Origin of the sequence: Streptomyces sp. NPDC029044 (assembly GCF_040637495.1) — a bacterium.
Classification (GTDB): Bacteria; Actinomycetota; Actinomycetes; order Streptomycetales; family Streptomycetaceae; genus Streptomyces.
This window is the reverse complement of the sequence record NZ_JBEZWN010000016.1, coordinates 90656-111247: the sequence shown is the minus strand read 5'-3', so window position 1 is coordinate 111247 and position 20592 is coordinate 90656. Positions and strand designations below refer to the sequence as shown.

Here is a 20592-nt window from a genome sequence, read left to right as displayed (position 1 = left end):
GGGTGACTCCAAAACGCGTGAGGGGGAAGGGCCGAACAAAAACGGCCGGACAACAGCCCACCAGTCTACGTGGCTGCCGCCCGGCCGTTTCACACGAGCCGTCGCCCAGGGGAATCCTCAGGACTTGTGCTCGGAGGACTCCTTCGACCGCACCTGCGCGGGACCACGCCGCACCGACCCCGGCGCGTTCCAGTCCTGCTGCCTGCGGGCCCGCCTCTTGGCCGCCTCGGAGGACTGGAGCTGGTACGGCACCGAGGTCACCATGATGCCGGGCGTGAACAGCAGCCGGCCCTTCAGCCGCAGGGCGCTCTGGTTGTGCAGCAGGTGCTCGTACCAGTGGCCGACGACGTATTCGGGGATGATCACGGACACCGCGTCGCGCGGCGACTCCTTGCGCAGGCTCTTGACGTACTCGATGATCGGCCGCGTGATCTCGCGGTAGGGCGAGTCCAGGACCTTCAGCGGTACGTCGATGCCGCGCCGTTCCCACTCCTCGCGCAGGGCCTTGGTCTCCGCCGGGTCGACGTTGACGCAGAGGGCCTCCAGTGTGTCCGAACGCATCAGCTTGGCGTAGGCCAGGGCGCGCAGGGCGGGGCGGTGGATCTTGGAGATCAGCACGACCGAGTGGACGCGGGAGGGCCGCACGCTGTCGTCGCTCGGGCCCTCGGGGGCGGCGATCTCTGCGGCGACGCGGTCGTAGTGCTTACGGATGGCCGTCATCGTCGCGTAGAAGATCACCATGCCGAGCAGGGCGACCCAGGCACCGTGCGTGAACTTGGTGAGGAGGACGACGACGAGCACGAGGCCGGTGAAGAAGGCGCCGAAGGCGTTGATCGCGCGGGAGCGGATCATGTGGCGGCGCTTGGCCTGGTCCCTCTCGGTGGCCAGGTGGCGGTTCCAGTGCCGGACCATGCCGGTCTGGCTGAGCGTGAAGGACACGAACACGCCGACGATGTAGAGCTGGATCAGGCGGGTGGAGTCGGCGCCGTAGATCCACACCAGCAGTCCGGCGGCGCCCGCGAGGAGCACGATGCCGTTGGAGAAGGCCAGCCGGTCGCCGCGGGTGTGCAGCTGGCGTGGCAGGTAGCGGTCCTGGGCGAGGATCGAGCCGAGCAGCGGGAAGCCGTTGTAGGCGGTGTTGGCGGCGAGGAACAGCACCAGCGCGGTGGCGGCGGCCAGGACGATGAACAGGATGCTGTCCGCGCCGAAGACGGCCTCGGCGACCTGCGCGATCACCGGGTGCTGCACGTAGTCCGGTCCGAGCGGGACGCCGTTGTGGACGAGGTCCTTGGCCGGGTTCTCGGCCATGCGGACGTCGGTCGCGGCGGCCAGCGCGATGATGCCGCAGAACATGGTGACGGCCAGCAGGCCCATCATCGCGAGGGTGGTCGCGGCGTTCTTCGACTTGGGCTTGCGGAAGGCCGGAACGCCGTTGGAGATCGCCTCGACGCCGGTGAGGGCGGCGCAGCCGGAGGAGAAGGCGCGCAGCAGGAGGAAGACGAGGGCGAAGCCGGCCAGGCCCTGGTGCTCGGGCTTGATGACGTAGTCGGCGGTCGGCGCCCGCATCGTGTCGTCCAGGACCAGTCCGCGGAAGGCGCCCCACGCGATCATGGTGAAGACGCCGAAGACGAAGACGTACGTCGGGATCGCGAACAGCGAGCCGGACTCCTTCACCCCGCGCAGGTTCATCAACGTCAGCAGCACGATCACGCCGATCGCGCAGAGCACCTTGTGCTCGACGACGAACGGGATCGCGGAGCCGAGGTTCTCGATGCCGGAGGAGATCGACACGGCCACGGTGAGGACGTAGTCGACGAGCAGCGCGCTCGCGACCGTCAGGCCGGCCTTGGGGCCGAGGTTGGTGGTCGCCACCTCGTAGTCGCCGCCGCCGCTCGGGTAGGCGTGCACGTTCTGCCGGTACGACGCCACCACGGTGAACATCAGCACGACGACCGCGACGGCGATCCAGGGGCTGAAGTGGTACGCCGTCACGCCCGCGATCGACAGGACCAGCAGGACCTCGCCGGGCGCGTACGCCACGGAGGAGAGCGGGTCGGAGGCGAAGACGGGGAGTGCGATGCGCTTCGGCAGGAGCGTTTCGCCCAGCCGGTCGCTGCGCAGTGCGCGCCCGATCAGGATCCGTTTGGGCACGTCGGTCAGTTTGGACACAACAGAGGATCGTAGGCGTTCGATTGCGGGGGCGCCCACCCGCCACCCCCCATCGGCGTTCCCTCTGCTCTCCGAGTGAATTCAGAGGCCAGTGCGGCTGGGGATTCCGCAGGTCACCCGTTTCCCATGCCTATATGACTGAGCCCCGTCCGTCTCCCGGCCGTCGCCGCCCCTGGAGGTCCCATGCACACGCCCGCCCAGCTGATCGGCGCCGCGGCCACCCTCGTCGCCCTCGGGATCCTGACGCTGGCGAGCGTCCGCAGCATCAGCCGCCGCAAGGACGTGTCGCCGGTCACCGACGGCCCGGGGCGACACACCTAGGGGGTTTCAGGCCGCCCAAGCCGCGCCACCCCCGCGCTCAGTTCCTCGCGTCCGATGGCGGCGGCCCGGGTCGAGGGGATCGTGCAGGCGAAGGCGCCGGCCACCGCGCCGTGCAGGGCGCTGCGGCGGGGCGGGGTGCCGTCGAGCCAGGCGTGGAGGAACGCGGCGGCGAAGGCGTCGCCCGCGCCGTTGGAGTCGACGACCGGGGCCGGGGGCGGGGCGGCGGGTACGTGGGTGAGCTCACCGTCGGCCAGCAGGAACGCCCCCTCCGCCCCGGCCGTGGCGACGACGATCCGGGCCCTGCCCCGCTCGGTGATCCGCCGCATGGTCCGCTCCGGGTCGCTCAGGGCCGTGCTGGACAGGAAGACCAGGTCCGCCTGGTGGGCGAAGGGCTCGTGGTAGGGGTTGGAGCCGTCCCAGTCGTGCAGGTCGGTGGAGATCGTGACGCCGGTCTCGCGCAGGGCGGGCAGTGCCTGGGCGCACGGCTGGGTGATGACGACGTGGGCGTGCCGGCTGACGGCGGCGAGTGTGCGCACCGTGTCCTCGGGCAGCCGGTCCGTGTCGGCGGCGCGGGTGGCGTCGTAGAGGGAGGAGCGCCTGCCGTCGGGGCCGACGAGGTTGACCGCGCGTTTGGTGCCGAGGGGCTGCGGGACGGCGGTGAGCCCGATGCCGTGCTCCCGGTGCAGCGCGCGGACGAGGTCGCCCTCGGGGTCGTCGCCGAGCAGGTCGAGGTGGTGTGTGCGCAGGCCCAGCGCGCTCGTGCCGAGCGCCACGAAGTCCCCGCTCTGTCCCGCCCGCGTGACGATCCCGGGGCGGATCATGTGGCTGTCCGCGAACGGCACGGGCAGTTCGGGCACGTGCACGATCGTGTCCACGCCCGCGCCGCCCAGGACGAGGACGTCGATCTCATGAGTCATGCCGGTCCGTTCCCTCGTACGTCGTGGGCCGAGAGCCGCCGAAGGCTCATGGCCTGATTGCACCGGTGCCCCGGGAGGTGCCCCGGGGCGCCCGGCCTCAGCTCCCGGTCTGCGCGTCGATGCCGTCGAGCAGCAGTTCCAGTCCGACGGTGAAGCTGGTGTCCCAGTCGACGTCGGAGATGTAGTTGTTCGCCGCGACGGTCGGGTACTGGTCGCGCCGGCTCTCCAGGTACTCCTGCCCGAGCCTCGCCTCATCGGCGGAGAGCTGGAGGCTGGACTGTGTGGCGGTGGCGCCCATCACGTGGTTGTACAGCGCCCACGTCGCCGCGTTGAGCCGCTTGTCGGTCAGTCCGGCCCGCGCCAGACCGGACTGGAGGAACTCCATCCAGGCCAGGAAGTTGGGGCCCATCAGGGGGCGTTGCCGCGCGGGCAGGGTGGCCGCCCAGGGGTGCCGCAGCATCGCCTGCCGCCAGGTGTTGACCAGGACCACGATGTCGTCCCGGGGATTGTCGGCACGCTGGTCCGGGAGCGAGGTCTCGCCGAAGATGGCGTCGACGGCCAGATCGATGACGTCGGCCTTCGTCGCCACGTGCCAGTACAGGGTCGTGGCACCCACCTGAAGCCGTTCGGCCAGGTGGCGCATGGTGAGCCGGTCCATCCCCTCCTCGTCCAGCAGGGCGACGGCCGCCTGGACGATGCGCTCCCGCGTCAGCGGGGGTTCTCCCTTGTTGCCCCGCGCGGAGCGCAGCCAGACGTTGCCGATCCCGGCACCGGCCTGCCCCCTCATGCGTTCCTTGCCCGCTATGACGTCCACCTCCGGATCCATGCGGCTCACCCCCGAGGGTGCACATCGCGTCACTGAGTGTTCGGGGCGAGTCTCGCACGCCCGGGCCCGCTCCCCGCGGCGAGGCCGTCGGGGCCGTCGTCGCCGTCTTTCATTTTTCTACCAACTCCCCTTTGTCATAGGCCACTTGAGGCTCCTCGGGCTGGTGCGGCCGGTGCTTCCGTAATGGCACGGCTGCACAGAGTTGTAGTAGGGTCGTCCACTAGACCAACGTTCGAGTCACCCGACCATAGTGCGAGTAGACGTGACAGACATCAAGCAAGAAGCCCCGCCACCCACTCGGTCCACCAAGCGCTGGTGGACCCTCCCGGTCGTGAGCCTTGCCCAGTTGATGGTCGTGCTGGACGCGACCATCGTGAACATCGCGCTCCCCTCGGCCCAGGAGACCCTGGGCATGACCGACACCGACCGCCACTGGGTGATCACGGCCTACGCCCTCGCCTTCGGCGGTCTCCTGCTCGTGGGCGGACGCGTGTGCAGCGCGATCGGCCACCGGCGGGCCTTCACCATCGGCCTGGCCGGTTTCGCGCTGGCCTCGGCGCTCGGCGGCGCCGCGGGCAACGCCGGCACCCTCTTCGCGGCGCGAGCCGGGCAGGGCGTCTTCGCCGCGCTGCTGGCACCGGCGGCGCTGTCCCTGCTGATCCTCACGTTCACCGACGGGCGCGAGCGCGGAAAGGCCTTCGGCGTCTTCGCCGGTGTCGGCGCGGGCGGAGCGGCCCTCGGCGTCGTGGCGGGCGGGCTGCTGACCGAGTACGCCAACTGGCGCTGGTGCCTCTACATCAACATCCCCATGACCGCGATCGCCCTGCTGGGCGTCCCGCTCATCCTGCGCGACCGCCCGGGCGGCAGCCTGCGCAATCTGGACGTCCCCGGGGTGCTGCTGAGCGCCGCCGGCCTCGTCTCACTGGTCTACGGCTTCACCCAGGCCGAACCCCACGGCTGGGGTGACCCGACGGTGCTGGCCCTGCTCATCGGCGGTGTGCTGTTACTCGCCTTGTTCGTGCTGGTGGAGGCCAGGACACGGCATCCGCTGCTGCCGCTGCGGATCCTGCTCCACCGCGTCCGCGGCACCGCGTTCGTCTCCGTGTGCCTGATGTTCGCGGCGATGTTCGGCTTCTACCTGTTCGTGAGCTACTACACGCAGACCATCCTCGGCTACTCGCCGGTCAAGGCGGGCATGACGCTGCTGGTGAACGCGGTGAGCACGACCGTCGGCGCGATGCTCATCGCCGGCAAGCTGCACCGCCGGGTCGCCCCCCACGTACTGATCGCGGGCAGCCTGCTGTCGTCGGCCGCCGGGATGCTGATCCTCACGCAGCTGGAAGTGGACAGCTCCCATGTCTTCCCGGCCTATCTCACGCCGTCCATGATCCTCACCGGCATCGGACTCGGCTGCCTGCTCGCCACGGCGACGAACACGGCGACGGTCCAGCTCGACCCCGCCGAGGCGGGTGTCGCGTCGGCGGCGTACAACACGGTGCAGCAGGTGGGGGCCGCGTTCGGCACCGCGCTGCTCAACTCCATCGCCACGAGTGTCACCGCGTCCTACCTCAAGGACCACGGCAACGGCACGGACGCCGTCAACACCGGGACGGTGCAGGGCTACACCGTGGCGCTCTGGGTGGCCTTCGGCATCCTCGTGGGCGGCGCGCTCCTGGTGGGCCTGCTCTCACGAGGCGGACAGCGAACTCCCCGTCCGGAAGCGGTAGTCGAGGCGACCGGCTGAGTCCGGCCCCGCCACGAATGAGGAGGGATCAGTCATGCACATCGACCGAGCGGCCGCCACCGTCGCCGAGGGGTTCGTCCCCGTCATCGACCTGTCGTCGAGAAGCACGGCCGAAGGGCGCGCGGCCCTCGCCCGGGCCATCGACGCCGCCTGCACGGACTCCGGGTTCTTCGTCATCGTCGGTCACGGAGTTCCCCAGGAACTCATCGACCGCATGTTCAAGGTGACGTACGCGTTCTTCAGGCTGCCGGACGAGGAGAAGGACCTGGTCGCACACGGCCCGGGTGTCTCCGGTTACCGCCGGACCGGCGGGTCGACCGCCCACAGCCTCGATCAGCAGACTCCCCCGGACCTGTGCGAGGCCTTCTCCGTCCATGCGACCGGCGAACTGAGTGACGAGGAGCGCCGGGCACTCGGCAACGAGTGGGCGACCTGGACGCTGGCCAACATCTGGCCGGAGAATCCGCCGGAGTTCCGGGAGGTCTGGCAGGAGTACATGGCGGCCATGGGCGAACTCGCCGCCGACCTCATGCACCTGTTCGCCATCGCCCTCGACCTCGACGAGAAGTTCTTCGACGACAAGTTCGACCACCACGGCTCATCCATCGCCGTCAACTACTACCCGCCCCAGCTCACCCCGCCCCTGCCCGGCCAGTGGCGACGAGGACCCCACACCGACTTCGGCAGCCTCACCATCCTCTACCAGGAGGACAACCGCGGCGGCCTCCAAGTCCTCCAGGACGAAGACCACTGGCGCGACGTCAGCGCCATCCCCGGCAGCTTCGTCGTCAACATCGGCGACCTCATGGCCCTGTGGACCGGCGGACGCTGGGTCTCCACCATGCACCGCGTCGTCACCCCCCACCCCGACGACACCTCCTCCCGCCTCACCATCCCCTACTTCTACCTCCCCAACCACGACGCCTCCATCGAACCCCTGCGCCCCTTCACCGACTCCCCCACCGTGCAGCGGTACGACAACGGCGTGATCGCCGGGGATTGGATGTCGCGCAAGATAGAGAAGCTGTTCACCGGAGCCACCTCGTAGCAGGGAGCCCGGCACCCGTCTCGGCCGATCCACCGCCGGCCCGCCTCCCCCCGTGCGGCGCGCGGTCGGTGGATCGGCCGTTCTCCTGCGCCGCCTGCCGCACGGACGTGGGAAATCCATGAGATATGCGCTCGAATACGGTGAGTTGACAGATTCCTTCACAGAGCATGGAAACCGCCCTTCGGCCACACTTAGTGTCGGGGCGAGGCGCCGCTGAACTGGACGAACATTCCAGCGGATACTCACCGCCCAACAGATCCCCGAAGAACTTCGGGGAGAGAGGGAAAGCCGTGAGCAGCGATCAGTCCACCGTCATGGTGACCGATGATTTCGTACCGGTCATCGATCTTTCCGCCAGAAAAGAACCGGGCAAGCGCACAGAAATCGCGAAGGCGATCGGAACCGCGTTACGCCGGTCCGGCTTTTTCATCATCGTCGGTCACGGAATACCGAAAGACCTCACGGACCGCATGTTCACGGTGACCAACGGCTTCTTCAAACTGCCGGAACCGGAGAAGGACCTCGTCGCGTCCCGTCCGGGTGTGTCCGGGTACCGCAGGGCCGGCGGCACCCTCGCCCGCAGTCTCGACCAGAAGACTCCCCCGGACCTGTGCGAGACGTTCGCCGCTCATGTGACGGGCGAGATGGACGACGAGGAGCGCCTCAAACTCGGCAACGAGTGGGCCAGCTGGACCCACAAGAACATCTGGCCGGAGAACCCGCCGGAGTTCCGGAAGGTCTGGCAGGAGTACATGGCGGCCATGGGCGAACTCGCCGCCGACCTCATGCACCTGTTCGCCATCGCCCTCGACCTCGACGAGAAGTTCTTCGACGACAAGTTCGACCACCACGGCTCATCCATCGCCGTCAACTACTACCCGCCCCAGCTCACCCCGCCCCTGCCCGGCCAGTGGCGACGAGGACCCCACACCGACTTCGGCAGCCTCACCATCCTCTACCAGGAGGACAACCGCGGCGGCCTCCAAGTCCTCCAGGACGAAGACCACTGGCGCGACGTCAGCGCCATCCCCGGCAGCTTCGTCGTCAACATCGGCGACCTCATGGCCCTGTGGACCGGCGGACGCTGGGTCTCCACCATGCACCGCGTCGTCACCCCCCACCCCGACGACACCTCCTCCCGCCTCACCATCCCCTACTTCTACCTCCCCAACCACGACGCCTCCATCGAACCCCTGCGCCCCTTCACCGACTCCCCCACCGTGGAGCGATACGACACGGTGACGGTCAGCGAGTGGGTCTCGCGCAAGGTGCAGAAGATTTTCAGCTGAGTCCGCCCCTGCTCCGGAGAAAGGCACCTGATCATGCAGAAGAGCGTCCATCACGACAGGATCAGTGAGCAGTACCAGGCCTCGAGCACGCAGTACGACAACGTGAAGAACCTCCCTTACGCGTTCGTCGAACGGGAGACCCTGCTGTCCGGCATGCCCGACCTCACCGGGAAGCGGGTCCTGGACGTGGCCTGCGGTACGGGGTTCTACTCGCGCATCTTCAAGCGCCTCGGCGCCGAGGCGGTCGTCGGCATCGACATCGAGTCGAGCATGGTGGACGTGGCCCGCCAGATAGAGGCGGAGCAGCCGCTCGGCATCACCTACGAAGTGGGGGACGCGGCCGAGCTCCCGGTGCTCGGGACGTTCGACGTGGTCGCGCCCATCTGGGCGTTCGTGCACGCCAAGGACACCGCCGAGTACCACGAGATGGTGGCGCGCTGTGCCGCCAATCTGGTCTCCGGCGGGACCATGGTCGCCCTGTGCTCCAACCCGGACATCGACCTGGAGCGGATGTCCGTCTATCCGCGCTACGGCCTCTCCATCACCCCCAAGGAGAAGCACGGTGAGCGCCAGGTCATCCACATCGAGATGGACGTCGAGCCGCATGTCGGTTTCGACGGCTTCTTCTGGCCGGCGGGCACCACGGAGGCGGCGATGGATAAGGCCGGTCTCACCGACGTCCGCCGGCTGCCGAACCGTGCCCCCGGGCACGCGGCCGGACTGTCGGAGAAGGGCTACTGGGCCGACTTCGTGGCGAACCCGCCGTTCGCCCTCTACACGGCCACGAAGCCGTAGCCGCAGCCGCAGCCGCAAGCAGCCGGAACAGCACGGTGGTAACTGTCGAGACGGAGAAGTCCATTGAAGCTCGCTGTGTTCGGAGCGAACAGCTCTACCGGACGGCATCTCACTGACCAGGCGCTCGCCGCCGGGCATACGGTGACCGCGGTCGTGCGGCGGCCCGGGGAGTTCCCCCTGTCCGATGCGCACCTTCGGACCTGCGGTGCGGACGTGACCGACCGGGACGCGGTCGAGCGGGCGATCGCCGGGCAGGACGCGGTGGTGTCCATCCTGGGCGTGCCGTACGGGCGCCGGCCGGTGACCGTGCTCTCCCGCGGCATCACCCACATCACGGACGCGATGGCCCTGCACGGCGTCAAGCGACTGGTCACGGTGACCTCACGGCTGCTCGCCGTGCATGCCGACCGTGCGGCCGGAGAAGAGCCGCTCCGCGAACGGTTCATGTACCGCAGGGTGATCTACCCGTTCCTCACCACCCTCGGCCGGACGCTGTACGACGACATGGTGCGCATGGAGCAGATCGTGCGCGCGACGGATCTCGACTGGACGATCGTCCGCCCCTCGGCGCTCTTCAACACCGACACCGTGAGCCCTTACCACTTCGGTCCGCCGCAGTCTCCGGGGCTTTATACCTCGCGCATCGATCTGGCCCATTCCCTGCTGACGGAAGTGAACGGGAACGAACACGTCCGCTCCGTCGTCGCGGTCTTCACCACGCAGGGAGTCCCGACCTTCGGCGACGTGCTGAAGAAGGAGGTCATGCGCATCGGCTCCTGGGACCACAAGTAGCGTCTTCAGGCCATGTCCGATTGGCGACACCACCCGTAATGGGCGGTGTCGCCATCGGCGCGTTTTCGTATGCACTCACAAAACCCCGATCCCGCGATCGTCTCAATCTGGACGCAGCAGTTTTGCATAGTGGAGATGCCGGAACAGGTGTGACAATCTGAATTCAGCGAGACACCCGCCCCGATACTCGAAGGGGAGCTCCAAGGGGGAGATGCACCCGTGCACAAAGGTTCGCAGCTCGCAGTATTCCTCGAAAACCTGCGTTGGTCGCCCGAGCGGCTGGCACGTGAAATCAATCGACGATACGGCGAGGGCACGGTCAGTCTGAAAGCTCCGTACGGCTGGACGAAGGGGGCCTACCCGCGCGGAAAAGTGCCTGGTTTCGTCGCCTCGATACTCTCCGACCAGCTGGGCAGACCGATCGAAATAGGCCAGATATGGCCGGAGCGCTCGTCCGGCGCCGAGCACGGTGCCGACGGACCGGCCATCGGGGTTCCCTGGTCCGAGGAACACATCGACCACGTCCTGCAGCTCCTTCTCGACCAGGAGGAGCACGGCAGTGGACCGTCTCCGCGCTCCGGGGAACCGGTGTCCGGACTCGAGCTGGTGTCGCTGACCGTCGACTGGCTCACAGCCGACACCAAGATGGCCTCGGCGCGTTCGGGCGGTCCCGAGCTCTCCCCGGACATGGTGGAGGTGCTGGTCGGCCGGATCACGCGACTGCGCGGGCTGAGCGCCTCGCACAACAGCGCCCTGATCAGGAAGTGGGTGGTGCACGAGCTGCACTGGGCCCGTGACCTGGCCAGGAACACCGCGTACGACGCACCGACCGGCAGACGGCTGTACGGCGCGATCGCGGAACTGGCCCAGCTCGCCGGCTGGCTGGCGCAGGAGAAGGGCCGGTACGCCCAGGGGCAGCAGTACCTCCTGGTGGCCCTGCATGCCTCAGGTCTCGCGGGCGACCGCAATCTGGGCGCGTACGTCCTGTCCTGCCTCAGCTATCACCTCACGAAGTGCGGCAACGGACGGGACGCCCTGCGTCTGATCAAGCTCGCCGACATCGGCATGGAGGACGCCGGGCCCGGCGTTCTGCGCTCGCTCCAGGCCTCACGCGAGGCGGTGACGCGCACCGAGTCCGACGACCGGTCGAAGCGGGTGGATCCGGCGGCCCCGGACGACGGCACGGTCCGCCTCCTCGCGCTGGAGGAACGTATCGCCGCGGCGTTGCTCAGCCAGGAGGACGACAGCCTTCTGCCGGGGCGGGCCGAGCGCCCGCGGTCCCGGGCGGACCTGCGCACGGCCGCCTCACGGACCGAGTTGAGCTGTTGCGGCGGACCCGCCGGAGTCCGTGGGCTGGGCCGGAGCGGGTGATCCGGGAACCCGGGCCCGGCCCGGGCCGGGCGCGGAGCTCTGGTCCGCCGCCCGGGCCAGGCCACCGGGCCCGCTCACCGCGGCCGCTCCGGCGGAGCCGGACAGCTCCGCTCAGCCAGGCCACCGGGTCAGCTCACCGCGGCCGCTCGGGCGGAGCCGGACAGCTCCGCCCGGGCCAGGCCACCGAGCCCGCTCACCGCGGCCGCTCGGGCAGAGCCAGATAGCCGCCCAGGGTGTAGGCCCCGGGCGGCGCGCCCCGGAGGTCGCCGGAGCCGGTGCCGGCGGCATCCAGGACACCGGCCAAGGTGTACGTGTCCACCGAGCCAGAAACCGCGGGGTCCGGCGGCACCGGGCCCGGCAGCGCGTCGGGGCCTGGCCGCACCGCGGGCTCCGGCAGCGCGTCGGGGCCCGGCGGCAGCGCCTCGGGATCCGGCAGCACCGCGGGGCCCGGCAGCACCGCGGGGCCCGGCAGCGCGTCGGGGCCCGGCGGCAGCGCCTCGGGATCCGGCAGCACCGGGGGGCCCGACCGCGGGTCCCGCAGCGCCTCGGCATCCGGCAGCACCGGGCCCGGCAGCACCGCGGGGCCCGGCCACACCTCGGGGCCCGGCCGCACCGCGGGATCCGGCCGCACCGCGGAGCCCGGCCGCACCGCGGAATCCGGCGGCACCGCGGAGCCCGGCCGCACCGCGGAGCCCGGCGCGGCGAAGTCCCGCGCACCGTGCAGCCAGGCCACGTGGTCGTGGAGCTCGGTGAGCGACATGGCGGTCAGCGCCTTGTCGCGGGCGACGGCCGCCGGACCCGCGGCGTGCCACAGGCCGATGCTGTCCCGGGCCAGCCGGTGCACCCTCGTGGTGCGTTCCCTGCGCGCCGCGTTGTACCGGCGCAGCCGCTCGGCGAACTCGGCGGACGTGCAGTCCAGCAGGTCCCCGAGCACCACCGCGTCCTCCAGCGCCATGCAGGCGCCCTGCGCCGCGTAGTGGAGCATCGGGTGGGCCGCGTCACCGAGCAGGGCGACCCGGTCGTCGGTCCAGGTGTCCACGGGGGCGCGGTCGACCAGCACCCATGCCTTCCACTCCGTGGCCAGTTCCAGGAGCCGTTGTGCGGTGTCGCAGAGCACGGCGAACTGCTCACGGACCTCAGGGGCGGCCACCGGCACGCCGGAGAAGGTCTCGGCGGGCTGGTTCTCGACGCTGGGGGCGAGGTTGAGGCTGCGTCCGCCGGCGATCGGATAGTGCACGAAGTGCCGGCCGGGGCCCGCCCACCACGTGACCGACCGGTGCCGCAGGTCCGGGGGCACGCGGTCCATGGGCACGATCGAGCGGTAGACGGTGATGCCCGCGTTGCGCGGGCTGCCGTCGCCGACGAGCCGGGCACGCACGGCGGAGTGCAGCCCGTCGGCGCCCACCAGGGCGTCGGCGGTCAGCGTCCGGCCTCCCGCGAGCAGCACCCGCACGGCCCGCCCGGCGTGTTCGTAGCCGACGACCTCGCTGGAGGGCCGCAGCTCGATCCGGTCGCCGGCCTTGCACGCCTTCAGCAGCAGCCGGTGGAGCTCGCCGCGGTGCACGACGACGTAGGCGTTGCGGAAGCGGGCGCGGTAGCGCTCCCCCAAGGACATGCTCACGACGTGTTCGCCGGACACGCCGTCCATGAAGCGCAGTTCGCGGACCGGTACGGCGATCCGGCGTACGGCCCCCGCCAGTCCGAGCCGGTCGAGCGCGTGCATGCCGTTCGGGGCGAGCTGGATGCCCGCTCCGAGTTCGGCGAACTCGCTGTTCCGCTCGCACAGCACCACCCGGTGCCCCCGGGCGGAAACGCTCAGTGCCGCGGCGAGACCGCCGATGCCGCCGCCGGCGATGACCACCGTCGTCATGCCGGTGCTCCCGCCCGGCCCTGGTCCGGGTGCTCCGTCCGGGCCAGCAGGCGGGCGAGTTCGAGCCGTTTGATCTTGGCGGTGGCCGTCTGGGGCAGATCGGCCTGGCGCCACTGCACCGGGGCCGCCATGTCCGGCAGGTCCGCCACCGCCGCCCGCCAGGCCCGCTGGTCCAAGGGCCGGTCGTCCCGGGTGCAGACCACCGGGCGGGGAAGCCCGTTCTCCGAGGGAACGATCACGACCTCGGTGATGTCGGTGAGGCGCGAGAACAGCCGGTCCTCCACCGACAGGGTGCTGCCGAAGCCGGGGATCTCGTCCACTTCCCGGTCCATCAGGTGCAGGCAGCCCCAGCGTGTGCGGTATCCCAGGTCGCCCATGCGCCACCAGCCCTCGTCCGCCTGCCGGTCGAAGCGCTCCTGCTCGCCGAGGTAGGTGCGGATCCGGCCGTCGCTGCTGACCTCGATGTACCCCGGCGAGGACGACGTGGGCCGCTTGCCGTCGCGGCTCACCACGCGCACCCCGGTCATGCCCGGGAACGGTATGCCCACACAGCGTCCGTCCGCCTCCGGCGAGCGGTGCCGTCCGTACGAGCGGGCGACGGTCGGTCCGATCTCGCTCTGCCCGTAGATCTGGCCGAACTTCGGGGAGCGGCGGCGGGAGGCACCGATGAGGGTGCGTACCGTGCGCGGGTGCAGAGCGTCGAAGGTGCTGCTGAAGAGCTTGACGTTGGCCAGGGGCCGGAGGGGTTCGCGGGCGAGCTGCTCCCAGCTCATGTACGTGTTCGGGTGTGCTTCGAGGACGGCGGGGCGCAGCCGGGCGAACAGCCGCGCCACCCGCTGCGGATCGGCGTCGGCGAGGACCGCCACCGGGAAGCCCCGCAGCAGCGCGATGGCGAGCGCCGTGAAGAGCCGGGAGTGCACGAACGAGACGTGGATGGCGACCGGTTCCCGCCGCCGCATCATCGCGGTGGCCAGCGCCTGCGGCCGGTACCTGGCCTGGAGGCTGAACGCCGTGTGGACGGCCAGCTTGGGGATGCCCGTGGTGCCGGAGGTGTGCGTGACGAGGGTCGGGTGATCGGCGGGCAGTTCCAGCGCGGGTATGCGCGGGGCGCCGGCGAGTTCGGCCAGGGTGGTGGCGCGGTCGTGGGTGCCGGACGCCAGCAGCACGCGCCGGGAGAGGGCGAAGACCGCGTCCGGCAGGGAATCGGTGAGCCGGGCCGCGTCGGTGATGAGGTACGGCCGGTCGACCCGGCGCAGGAGGGCGGTGACGGTTTCGCCGTCCAACTGCGGTGACAGCAGGACCGGTACCGCGCCGATCCGGGTGGCCGCGACAGCGAGCAGGGTGATGTCGAACGCGTTGCTCTTGTGGATCACCACGTGATCGCCGGGCCGGAGCCCCGCCCTCCACAGGCGCGAGCCGAAGTCGCCGACGAGATCGGCGACGTCCGTCATCGTCATGGTCCGGCCGCGGTCCGGTGCGATGTCCAGGTCGTGGTCCAGGAGCAGGACGTTCGTCGGGTAGCGGGCGGCCGCCCGGTCGAACAGCGCACCCAGCCTGATGCCGCGATTTCCTACGCGCTGGAGAAACATGCGTCAACCTCGATCTGCTCGGATGTCCAGGAACGGAACGCCGTGTCAGTCGCTTTCGATGATCTTCTTGAGCCGTCCGAGAGTGGCGGCCATATCGCTTTCCACCTTGGCCCCCCACTCGTGGAAGAACCTTTTCCGCTCGTCCTCGTCCATCTCCGCGGTGATCTTCCGGATTCCCTCGGTGGCGGTGCCCATCCGGAAGTGGTGGACGAGCTCGGTGGTACCGCCTCCGGCGGCACGCAGGGTGAAGCCCCAGACGCTGTCCTGGGCCCGGCCGGACAGGGTGCGCATGGCCCAGGCGAAGCGGTGGGCCGGTTCGGCGGTCACGATCTCGGCCGTGGTGGTCCAGGAGCCGCGGACCACCGGTGCCCATGCCACGACGTCGTCGGGCCGGACGTTGTGCCCGCGGAAGACCGAGCCCGGGGCTCCGGGTTCGCCCTCGATCCATTCACCGCCCGTGCATTCCTCGCTCCACTGGTGGCTGCGCGGCAGATCGCTGACCATCGCGTAGACGAATTCGGGAGGCCGGGCGACATGGGTTTCCACCGCGACGTCGAAGAGGGGGGTCTTTTCGTTGTCCGTATTCTTTTCCACGTCCATGGGGACATGGTCGTCACGCGGCTGAGGGCCGGGCAATGCGACCGCTGCCGGATTCGTCAGGTCGCGTCCGGCTGCGTTCGCCGCCCTTGCGGTGGCTGCCATTCGACGAGTGCCAGCCCGGCCGCCATGCCGCCGCCGAATCCGGCCAGGACCACCAGGTCGCCGGGGGCGATCCGGCCGGCGGCCCGGTCCAGCGTGATGGGGACGGACGCCGCTCCCGTGTTGCCGAACGAGGTGACGGTCGTGTGCGTGTGCTCGGGTGGGAATCCGAGGTCCGCGGCGAGCGTCTCGATCATCCGGCCGTTCGCCTGATGGGGGACGAAGTGCAACGGCCTTGTGCGGTCCGGAAGATGGGCGTCGAGGAAGGACCGGATCAGCGGTGCGACACGGCTCTGGACGAAGTGTCGTACCGCCGGCCCGTCCATCGTGAAGTAGTGCAGGCCCTGCTCGACGGAGGCCGGCGAGGCGGGGATCCGGGAGCCGCCCGCGGGCACCCGGATGAGGCCGCGTTCCTCGGGAAAGGTGGCGAGGCGCGTCGCGAGCACACCCTCACGGCGGGTGGGCCCCAGGACCACGGCGCCTGCACCGTCGCCGAAGAGGATGACCGTGCGCCGGTCGTGCGGGTCGAGCGAGCGGGAGTAGATGTCGGCGCCGATCACCACGGCGTGGCCGCCGGTACCGCGGATCATGCGTTCCGCGGTGGCCAGCGCGAAGACGAATCCGCTGCACACCGCGTTGATGTCGAAAGCCGGCGTTCCGGCGGCGACGCCCAGTTCCGCGGCGACGGCCGTGGCGGTGGGGGGCTGGGGCGAGTCGGGTGTCGACGTGGCCAGGACGATCAGCGTGACGTCCTCGGCCCGCACCCCGGCGTCGTGGAGCGCCATGCGCGCGGCTGCCGCCGCCAAGTCCGACGTGGCCTCGTCGGACTTGGCCCAGCGACGTTCCCGGATGGCGGTCTTCCGCCTGATCCATTCGTCCGTCACGCCGGCGGGGGGCCCGACGTCGTCGTTGGTGACGACGTTGCCGGGGAGGCACGAACCCGTGCCCAGGATTCCGACCGCACCGGTGTCACGGACCGCTGTTGCACGACTGGCCATGGTGACTCATTTCAGGTCGTCCGCTACTTGAGTTCCCGTCGGAAGATAGCCAGTTCGGAAGAGGGGCCCCAGATTCCGGGACAATGAGTGTCACCTTCGACGTGCACGCACCGGGCGAGCGCAGGGGAGTTGACAGACTTCGGGCCCGGTTCGTCGACGCCCCCGGTCGGAAATCGTAGCGTTGGGCCGCGATATGCCTGTCCGTCCGACAAGGGACACCGCATGGGGAGAAGCGACCCGGCACCGCGAGAATCGCCTTGGTCCAATGCCATCGACGTACATCACCACATCATTCCGGACTTCTATGTGGAGGAACTCCGGAAAATCGGATTCGCCTCCACTCTGCCCGGTGTCGACAAACCCGAATGGCGGGTGGAGACCAGCCTGTCGATGATGGACCGGCAGGGCATACGGGCGGCCGTGGTCAACGTGTGGCCCGGCGTACCGGCCGTCGACGCCGTCACCGGTGCGCGGTTCGCCCGCCGCGTCAACGAGTACCTCGCGGAGCTCGTCGCGGCGCACCCGGGCCGCCTCGGGGCGTTCGCCGTGCTGCCGCTGCCGCACCTGGACGCCTCGCTGGAGGAACTCGCCTACAGCACGGACGTCCTCGGTCTCGACGGGGCGGGCCTGGTCACCAACTACGGCGGCGTGTACGTGGGGGACCCGTCACTCGACGCGTTCCACGCCGAGGCGGCCCGGCGCGAGATCCCGCTGTTCGTCCATCCGACGGCGCCCCCGGTCGACCAGCCGGCCTTCGGTCTGCCGGTCTCGCTCTGCGAGTTCCCCTTCGAGACGGTGCGGCTGGCGGCCCAGCTGCTGTACAACCGCACCCTGGACCGCCATCCGGGGCTGCGCATGATCCTGTCCCACGGCGGCGGCGGTATGGCGTACTACGCCGCCCGGCTCGCGTGCGGGCCGCTGATCCGGGCCGATCTCGCCGAGCGGCTGCCCGCCGACCCGATCGCGTATCTGCGACGTCTCTACAGTGACACCGCCATGATCGGTGACCCGCATGCCTTCCCCGCGGTGCGTTCCTTGGCCTCGCCGGACCGGATTCTGGTCGGTTCGGACTTTCCTTTCATGCCGGAGTCGTTCAGCGGTCAGGGCAGCCGCTACATCGCCGATCACGGCGGGTTCTCCGCGGAAGAACTGGAACGCATCGAGGCCGGTAACGCCTCGGACCTTTTCCCTCGATTGGCGAAGTACCAGTAGAAGGGCTGTCAGCGTGCTCGAAGAACCTGTGATCGCCGCGTATCTGGACCGCATTTCCGCCGCGCGCCCCGCTCGGGCCGACCTGGATTCCCTGCGGGACCTGCAGATGCGTCATCTCCTCTCGGTGCCCTTCGAGAACCTGGGTTACCACCTGGGCGAAGAGATCCACATGGACGAGAGGGTCGTACAGAAGATCGTCAGGGAGCGGCGCGGGGGCGGCTGCTACGAGGTCAACCCCGGGCTCGCCTATCTGCTGCGCGGCCTCGGCTACGACGTCTCGTTCATGCCGGGCCGGGTGTGGATCAAGGACGAACTCACCGCTCCCCTGTGCCACCTGGCGCTCAAGGTCCGGGTCGACGGGCACGCGTGGCTGGTCGACGTCGGGTTCGGGCGCAACAGCCGCTACCCGCTGTCGATGGAGACGGACGGCGTTCAGCCGGACCCGCACGGCGCCTACCGGCTGGAGACCGCCGACGACGGCGGCATCGACGTGCGCGTGGACGACTCGCTCCTGTACCGGGTGTACGACGTGCCCTGCCTCGTCACCGACTTCGGGCCCACCCTGTGGTGGTACCGCACGGCACCGGACTCGCCCTTCCTCCAGAACCTGTTCTGTTCGCTGCCGACGGAGAACGGCCGCGTCACGCTGAAAGAGGACCAGCTGACGCACATCACCGGCGGCGAGCGCGAGAGCCGGCAGCTGACGAGCGACGACGAGATCCGCGCCGCGTACGACAAATGGTTCGGCATCAGGCTGGAGCGGCTGCCGGTGAAGGCGGACGGGGGCACGAGCGTGCCGATGTCGTTCGACTGAGCCCGGCCGGGACGGGGCGGGCGGACCGGCTCGTGAGGCGGTCCGCCCGCGGCGTCAGGCCGTACCGGACGGATTGGAGATGAGGTATCTCCAGTGCCCGTCCGGGCCCCGGCGGGCGATGTCCGTGGCCGTGCCCTCGGCGTGCACGGGGGTGCCGTCGGGCCCGACGCCCTCGTGCACGTAGTCGTTGATGAGGAGCGCGGTGTCGCCCACGACGTAGACCTGGCGCAGCGAGACGGTGATCGGGACCCGGTCGCGCACCACCGTCGGCAGTGCCGCACGCCGCCGCGCGCCCGAGGACATCAGGCCGGGCCGCACCACGTGCGCCGCCTCCGGTTCGAACAGGGCGTCCAGCAGCTCCAGATTCCGCGCGTTGAAGGCGTCGGCGAAGACATAGGGAAGGTCGGCCGGATCGACGGGCAGACCGGTGCTGTCAGGTGTCTCGGACATGGGACCGAGTACAGCAGCCGGGAATGCGGGCGGGCAGTCCGCGGAGCGGATATCTGTCACCTCCGCCTGCGGTGCGAGGAGAAGGAGGGGACCTGACAGATCACGGCGGCAGACGTGGTCGGGCGTCTTCGGACACTGACACGATGCCGATGGAATGCGCAGCCATGAACCCGCATGAGCCGGCAAGGAGCATTTCCTTTGACGAACCTCACCATTGTCTTCCATTCCCGCAGCGGCAACACCTATCAGCTGGTGGAAAGGGCGGCGAAAGCAGCGCTCGACGCGGGTGCCGACGTCCGCGTGCGCAAGACGCCCGAGCTCCCCGACCCCATGGTCCTGGACCAGGACGCCTACGCCGACCTGGCGGCGGCCACCCAGGACGTACCCGCGGCGGACCTCGACGACCTGGTCTGGGCCGACGCGATCATGGTCGGGACCCCGGTCCACTACGGCCTCCCCGCCCCGCAGATCCTGAACTTCATCGACCACACCGGTCCTGTCGCCATCCCGGGCAAGCTGATGAACAAGGCGGTGTCCGCGTTCGCCTCCGGCTCGATGCCGCACGCGGGGCAGCAGGCGGCGATCCTGGCGCTGCACAACGCGTTCTGCCACTGGGGCGCGGTCATCGTGCCCAACGGCTCCGCGGCGGCCGTGCTGCACCAGCCGGGCAACGGCGCTCCCTACGGCACGGGGACCATTTCACGCCACCGGGCGAACAGCGTGACCGAGGACAACTTCGACGCGATCGAGTACCAGACGCTGCGCACCCTCCAGGTCGCCCGGGCGCTCTGCGAGGGCCTGCGGCCCGAGCCGAAGATCGCCCTGGTGAGCGAGGAGCGGCTGCGTACGTTCGGCCTGGACATCTGATGCGCCCCGAGAAGGTGTTGCGTGACTCGCCCTGGCCGCACGGCCACCCGTGCTGGGTCGAGGTACAGGTCGAACACGTCAGACGGGCGTCCGTCTTCTACGGGCAGCTGTTCGGCTGGACCTACCTCGACCACGGCCCCGACTACCAGCACTATCTGACGGCACGACTCGGTGGCCGGGCCGTCGCCGACATCGGGCCGCGGCCCGCCACGGACACCACGGGAGAGCCCTCCGCGTGGCTCGTCTGCTTCGCGGTCGACAGCACCGACGCGGCGGCGGAGCAGATCACCCGGGCGGGAGGCACCGTGCTGCTCCCCCCGCTCGACGTCGGTACGCACGGCCGGTTCGCGGTCGCCGCCGATCCGGCCGGCGCCGTCTTCGCCGTCTGGCAGGCCCGGGCCTACGCCGGCACCCAGATCGCCGGCGTCGCCGGTTCGGTGGTGTGGCACCACTGCCTGAGCACGGACCTGGAAGCATCCCTGGCCTTCTACGCCGACGTGTTCGGCCACAGCGTGAGCCGGTCCTCCGGGCCGGACGGCGAGAAGCACCTCCTGCTGGAGCTCGACGGGCGACCGGTGGCCGGCATCGGCGAGGCCGGCGCGGACGGATCCGCCGAGCAGTCCTCGCACTGGCGGGTCCGGTTCGGCGTCGCCGATCTGGACGCCGCGCTGAAGACAGTCGCGGAACTCGGCGGCACCCTGCGCGAGGGCCCCTTCGGCACTGGGCAGGGGCGCTGCGCCCGCGTCGCCGACGAACAGGGCACGCCGTTCGAGGTGCTGGAGGTCGGTGAGCCGGCCTGACCCCGCCGTGTGCGGCCCCGG

19 protein-coding genes are annotated in these 20592 nt (G+C 70.0%); 11 read left to right on the top strand and 8 right to left on the bottom strand.

The window, feature by feature from the left end; all coding sequences use genetic code 11:
• Positions 1-117: 117 nt before the first annotated feature.
• Complete coding sequence (locus tag AB0E85_RS16365) at positions 118-2169, bottom strand: APC family permease (protein ID WP_361927035.1); 2052 nt, start codon at positions 2167-2169, stop codon at positions 118-120.
• 183 nt (positions 2170-2352) lie between these two features.
• On the opposite strand from AB0E85_RS16365, the gene AB0E85_RS16360 reads away from it, so the two are divergent.
• A complete protein-coding gene (locus tag AB0E85_RS16360; protein WP_361927075.1) occupies positions 2353-2490 on the top strand; it encodes a hypothetical protein in 138 nt (45 codons plus the stop codon).
• On the opposite strand, the gene AB0E85_RS16355 is transcribed toward AB0E85_RS16360, so the two are convergent.
• Complete coding sequence (locus AB0E85_RS16355; RefSeq protein ID WP_361927033.1) at positions 2487-3407, bottom strand: PfkB family carbohydrate kinase; 921 nt, start codon at positions 3405-3407, stop codon at positions 2487-2489. The two genes, AB0E85_RS16360 and AB0E85_RS16355, sit on opposite strands and share 4 nt — an antisense overlap.
• 97 nt (positions 3408-3504) lie before the next feature.
• Positions 3505-4194 carry a TetR/AcrR family transcriptional regulator C-terminal domain-containing protein gene (locus AB0E85_RS16350; RefSeq protein WP_361927069.1) on the bottom strand — a complete coding sequence of 230 codons (690 nt, stop codon included), beginning with the start codon at positions 4192-4194 and terminating at the stop codon, positions 3505-3507.
• A gap of 289 nt (positions 4195-4483) precedes the next feature.
• Here AB0E85_RS16350 and AB0E85_RS16345 point away from each other — a divergent pair, with 289 nt between their 5' ends.
• From AB0E85_RS16345 to AB0E85_RS16320, 6 genes are all read left to right on the top strand, one after another.
• Positions 4484-5977 carry an MFS transporter gene (locus AB0E85_RS16345; protein ID WP_361927031.1) on the top strand — a complete coding sequence of 498 codons (1494 nt, stop codon included), beginning with the start codon at positions 4484-4486 and terminating at the stop codon, positions 5975-5977.
• A 34-nt stretch (positions 5978-6011) separates the two neighbouring features.
• Positions 6012-7025 (top strand): 2-oxoglutarate and iron-dependent oxygenase domain-containing protein, encoded by a 1014-nt coding sequence (locus AB0E85_RS16340; protein WP_361927029.1) that lies wholly within the window; start codon positions 6012-6014, stop codon positions 7023-7025.
• Between the two features lie 167 nt (positions 7026-7192).
• A complete protein-coding gene (locus tag AB0E85_RS16335) occupies positions 7193-8314 on the top strand; it encodes a 2-oxoglutarate and iron-dependent oxygenase domain-containing protein (RefSeq protein WP_361927026.1) in 1122 nt (373 codons plus the stop codon).
• A gap of 33 nt (positions 8315-8347) precedes the next feature.
• Positions 8348-9109, top strand: a complete 762-nt coding sequence (locus tag AB0E85_RS16330) for a class I SAM-dependent methyltransferase (protein WP_361927024.1) — start codon at positions 8348-8350, stop codon at positions 9107-9109.
• A 75-nt stretch (positions 9110-9184) separates the two neighbouring features.
• Positions 9185-9901 (top strand): NAD(P)H-binding protein, encoded by a 717-nt coding sequence (locus tag AB0E85_RS16325; RefSeq protein WP_361927066.1) that lies wholly within the window; start codon positions 9185-9187, stop codon positions 9899-9901.
• Positions 9902-10273: 372 nt separating this feature from the next.
• Positions 10274-11272 (top strand): hypothetical protein, encoded by a 999-nt coding sequence (locus AB0E85_RS16320; protein WP_361927022.1) that lies wholly within the window; start codon positions 10274-10276, stop codon positions 11270-11272.
• A 193-nt stretch (positions 11273-11465) separates the two neighbouring features.
• Here AB0E85_RS16320 and AB0E85_RS16315 read toward each other — a convergent pair whose 3' ends face one another.
• The 4 genes from AB0E85_RS16315 to AB0E85_RS16300 are packed head-to-tail and all read right to left on the bottom strand — an operon-like array spanning position 11466 to position 16428.
• Positions 11466-13142 carry an FAD-dependent monooxygenase gene (locus AB0E85_RS16315; RefSeq protein WP_361927019.1) on the bottom strand — a complete coding sequence of 559 codons (1677 nt, stop codon included), beginning with the start codon at positions 13140-13142 and terminating at the stop codon, positions 11466-11468.
• Positions 13139-14731 (bottom strand): class I adenylate-forming enzyme family protein, encoded by a 1593-nt coding sequence (locus AB0E85_RS16310; RefSeq protein WP_361927017.1) that lies wholly within the window; start codon positions 14729-14731, stop codon positions 13139-13141. Before AB0E85_RS16310 ends, AB0E85_RS16315 begins: the two co-directional genes overlap by 4 nt.
• Positions 14732-14776: 45 nt before the next feature.
• Positions 14777-15331 carry an SRPBCC family protein gene (locus AB0E85_RS16305; protein ID WP_361927014.1) on the bottom strand — a complete coding sequence of 185 codons (555 nt, stop codon included), beginning with the start codon at positions 15329-15331 and terminating at the stop codon, positions 14777-14779.
• Between the two features lie 56 nt (positions 15332-15387).
• Positions 15388-16428, bottom strand: coding sequence for a beta-ketoacyl-ACP synthase 3 (locus AB0E85_RS16300; protein ID WP_361927012.1), 1041 nt, complete (start codon positions 16426-16428; stop codon positions 15388-15390).
• 222 nt (positions 16429-16650) lie between these two features.
• Between AB0E85_RS16300 and AB0E85_RS16295 the strand changes: the two genes are divergently transcribed.
• Complete coding sequence (locus AB0E85_RS16295; RefSeq protein ID WP_361927010.1) at positions 16651-17640, top strand: amidohydrolase family protein; 990 nt, start codon at positions 16651-16653, stop codon at positions 17638-17640.
• Positions 17641-17653: 13 nt separating this feature from the next.
• Complete coding sequence (locus tag AB0E85_RS16290; protein WP_361927008.1) at positions 17654-18454, top strand: arylamine N-acetyltransferase; 801 nt, start codon at positions 17654-17656, stop codon at positions 18452-18454.
• Between the two features lie 54 nt (positions 18455-18508).
• Here AB0E85_RS16290 and AB0E85_RS16285 read toward each other — a convergent pair whose 3' ends face one another.
• Positions 18509-18904 (bottom strand): nuclear transport factor 2 family protein, encoded by a 396-nt coding sequence (locus AB0E85_RS16285; protein WP_361927004.1) that lies wholly within the window; start codon positions 18902-18904, stop codon positions 18509-18511.
• Between the two features lie 198 nt (positions 18905-19102).
• On the opposite strand from AB0E85_RS16285, the gene AB0E85_RS16280 reads away from it, so the two are divergent.
• The gene (locus AB0E85_RS16280; RefSeq protein WP_361927001.1) at positions 19103-19771 is read left to right on the top strand and encodes an NAD(P)H-dependent oxidoreductase; all 669 of its coding nucleotides are present in this window, start codon (positions 19103-19105) and stop codon (positions 19769-19771) included.
• Complete coding sequence (locus AB0E85_RS16275; protein ID WP_361926999.1) at positions 19771-20571, top strand: VOC family protein; 801 nt, start codon at positions 19771-19773, stop codon at positions 20569-20571. The genes AB0E85_RS16280 and AB0E85_RS16275 overlap by 1 nt, the downstream gene beginning before the upstream one ends.
• Positions 20572-20592: the final 21 nt, after the last annotated feature.